The sequence below is a fragment of the Nostoc sp. genome (assembly GCF_054880495.1).
Map to the genome: position 1 here is coordinate 1 of NZ_JBTYKD010000111.1, position 3,702 is coordinate 3,702.

The window sequence follows — 3,702 nt, forward strand, 5'->3', positions numbered from 1 at the left end:
GTTGTGGTACATTTTCACACCATACTTGTTTGCGAACAACAAGCGCTGCACCAGGAGGAAGTCTTAAATTATCCGCATCAAACAAATGTGGATTTGGACCATCTTCTCTAATAGCTAAAAAAGCTTGAATTCTTTCAAAATTTTCTGGCGGTTTTACTGCGTATTCAGCATGAATTTGACCGCCATATGCTCCGGCGTGAGGATACTCTTTCCCAAAGGCTACAGCTTGTGCAACCCAATCAAGCGCAGGTAGGACATCATCATCTAAAAATCCAATAAGCTGGCTTCCGGCTTCGCGCACAGCCCGCAACCTTGCAAAAGCGGCTCCCTGTTTAGTTTCTAGGAAGTAATTTAAAGGAAAGTTATTACTACAGCTTTTTTGGTAATGCTGAATTAACTCGGCTGTCTTATCGGAACTATTGTTATCAACAATAATAATTTCCCAATTCAAGTGTTCTACTCCTGTTTGGTTCAAAAGTAAGTCCAAGATCTGAGGTAATCGGTTTCTACCATTATATGTAGGAATAGCTACAGTAAAGTCTAAAAGTTGATTTTCAATTAATTTATCCATTTTAATTACCACAATTTATATTTTTTTATTATAACTTTTGATAGGCTAATAACTAGTTATTGAAATATCTTTTTTTAAATAGGTAAAAAGGACTGATAAAGCTACTCATGAGCAGTTCAATCTCGCAAGCAGCAATTAAGTCACTTTGAAACTTACCTCGATATTTGAGTGCGTAAAATATAATTTGGCGTAAATCATTAACTAAATAGGCTAAACTCATCAGAGGTCTTTGCCAAGGTTGTATTCTCAACATACGAAGGTGATGCCGACTTAAACCCACACAGCGAAATAAACTAATTAAATATTCTCTTTGGAATCGCCATGCTGGGATTTTATGGTAAATACACATTTCTGGGTTGTACCAAATGTCCCAACCTCCTAGCTGGATATGTAGTACTGCTTCTAAATCTTCACTGGCTAACCCAGCTTCTCTACCTTTATGATTTAAAACTAGATTTTTAGGAACTGTTCTCTCCCATGCCTGCTTGCGAACTACTAAGCCGGCTCCTGGCGGTAGCATTTTCATGTGAGCTTTGTATTGGTAGGGTTCTGTACCTCTCTCGGTAATGGCTAAAAAACAAGCTATTTTCTTAAAGTTTTCTGGTGGTTCAACTTCAAACTCACCATGAACTTGGCCACCATAAGCACCAGCTAAAGGATGCTGTTCACCAAAAGTATAAGCTGCTGCTACCCAGTTGGATGTTGGGTAATTGTCATCATCAAGAAAACCTATAAATCTGCCTTTAGCTTCTTCAATTGCCCTTTGTCTGGCGTATGCTGCTCCCTGTTTCGTTTCAAATAAGTACTTTAGTGGATAAGGACACTGCCAATTTTGTTGACAGCTTTGGACAACTTTAGCTGTATTATCAGTGCTGTTGTTGTCTACAACTATAATTTCCCAAGATAAATTTTCGGTGTGAAGTTGGTTTTGTAGTCGTTCTAGTAGTTCAGGCAAACGACTTTCACCGTTATAAGTTGGGATAGCTACAGTAAAGTCAAGGTTTTCAGTCATTTGACAAAAGTTACATTTTGAGGTTTTGATTATGACGCTTTTTATATGTTCAGCCAATGGCTAATTTCTCAGTGGCTCTTAAATAAATCTATCAAACATTAAAACTGCACATGATGTTTCAATTTTGCTATCAATGTGCAGTTTTATATACAGTGGTATTGCGTATTTTTGAATAAATATTGCTACCTAAACTACTTAATTGCATTGATCGTCTTTTGCTGTGACCATTGTTCCCAAGAGAGTTTCCACAATGACGCATCGCTGTACAGTACTAGGCAATGTTGTAGAGTTTGCAGAGCTTGGTACAGCTACCACTATTTTTAACCCTGTAGCTGTTCCAAAGCTTGGAGTTGGTAAAGTTGGTAAAGCTCCCATATAGTCAAAGGTAATCGTTGATGGAGGTGGAGATGCTGAAGTTGCTAACGGACTTGAAGCAGGGGGGGATACACTAGAAGTAGTATTGACAATGTTTGTACTACTGAGATTTGCCCCCAGCAGTAATTGATTAGAATTGGCTCCCACATCTCCCCCTAAAAGTTTCCATGGGAGGGCTATAGGGGGTACAGCACTAGTAGGATAAGCATTAGGATTATAAATAGCAACGTATATATCTTGATCTGCGCTATTTTTCTGAAAACTAACACTGTAGCTAAGTTTAGTTTTCTTAGCTTGGCTCTGTGCTTCTTGCAGTGCGGCTAAAACGGCGTCGTCAGCCTTATTTACCTGCTGTCGATTTACAAAGGCAAGCCAACTAGGAACTGCGATCGCTGATAAAATTCCGATCATCAGGATTACTACTACTAATTCTATTAAAGTAAAGCCAGCATCCTGTTGAGGATGAAATAGCTCCTTGGTATCTTTATTACACATCTTAGTGTCGAATAACTTTAAAGTTAGGTTGTCCATAATGCCCCATCATTAGTTGTGCTGTGTATTATCAAGTTTATTTACTAAATAAATATCCATGTCCCTGCACGCGGACATTTGCTGTTGGAAAGTAAGTTTGGTTAGTTGAAGAGTAATCGAAATTGCTAGTTTGCAACCGCGCTAGTGCATTGCCTCGTAAAAACACTTGTGCTGTCGTGTTGGGAACATCAACGCAAGTATAAAAGCCCATTAAACTACCTGGGCTAAGTGTTGGAGTTATGGCTGAGTTAAGTGCTGCCGTTGGGCAAGTAAGAGTTGTTGAACCAATAAGGGTTTGATCGATATAATCAATTAGTACTAAAGGTTGTTGACTGTAAGCTGTTGAGGCTGTTTTCCATGAATTCATTTTCTGAGTTAGACCTGTGGCACTTGCTAGATTCAGGTTAAAACGCTGAAAACCTGCATCGGGGCAGTGGCTGGTGTCAATATATTTGTCATTGGGATAGTCAGTACCACAATTCCCAGCAGTACCAGTAGTAGTACCACTAGCAGCCAGGACTCCATCGCTAATTTCAAATCTGGCAATACGAGCCGCATTTGACCAAGTAGGATTACTATCTTTGATTAAATAATAGGCAACTAATGAGTAAACAAAAGTGTCATCTATTTTGTTTGCTGTAGTGCTGCCTGTAGTGCTGCTGGAAAGTGTAATCGCACCTGCGAGAAACTTGCGTTTCCAAAACACCAGAATTGGTTGACAACTAACAGTAGTATTAGAAGAATCACAAATACCAGCTTTTTTAACAGGGGGTATTTGGTCTTGAATTCCTGAGCTTCCTGGGACAGTGTTTGAATTGGTAGTCAGTGCAGCTCCATTATATATGTAGACAGCTTGTTGTAAATCATTGGCAATGTAATCAACTGCTGTCTGGATTTCTTGTTCAGAACTTGCCTTTGCTTGCTCCTTCTGATCTGTACTGAGAATATTAACCATGAATCCTAGCAGTGGTGTCAGCACGAGGAATGCTATCAATAAGCCTACCAAAAGTTCTATCAGGGTAAAACCATTAACTTGCTGAACAAACTTAGAGCGTTTCAGCTGAATGCTGAGAATAAATATGAGTACATTCTTCATAACTACGGTCTGCCCCTTAGAGGATATTTTAAAAGTATTGGGCGAATATAATTCGCTACTACACAACCAAAGTCCGCCTCCGTGGACTAATACAAATTCAAGGGTTTATTAACCTGC

The 3,702-nt window shown here is 39.2% G+C and carries 4 protein-coding genes; all 4 read right to left on the reverse strand.

Annotated features, from left to right (window positions below; all coding sequences use genetic code 11):
• Positions 1–571: glycosyltransferase (locus ACYTXL_RS12720; RefSeq protein ID WP_461925068.1), on the reverse strand; the 571-nt coding region annotated here is incomplete at its 3' end.
• A 52-nt stretch (positions 572–623) separates the two neighbouring features.
• Positions 624–1,583, reverse strand: a complete 960-nt coding sequence (gene hpsE / locus ACYTXL_RS12725; RefSeq protein ID WP_461925069.1) for a hormogonium polysaccharide biosynthesis glycosyltransferase HpsE — start codon at positions 1,581–1,583, stop codon at positions 624–626.
• Positions 1,584–1,778: 195 nt separating this feature from the next.
• Positions 1,779–2,489, reverse strand: a complete 711-nt coding sequence (locus ACYTXL_RS12730; protein WP_461925070.1) for a pilus assembly FimT family protein — start codon at positions 2,487–2,489, stop codon at positions 1,779–1,781.
• A gap of 37 nt (positions 2,490–2,526) precedes the next feature.
• Complete coding sequence (gene hpsC, locus ACYTXL_RS12735; RefSeq protein ID WP_461925071.1) at positions 2,527–3,585, reverse strand: hormogonium polysaccharide secretion pseudopilin HpsC; 1,059 nt, start codon at positions 3,583–3,585, stop codon at positions 2,527–2,529.
• Positions 3,586–3,702 lie beyond the last annotated feature (117 nt).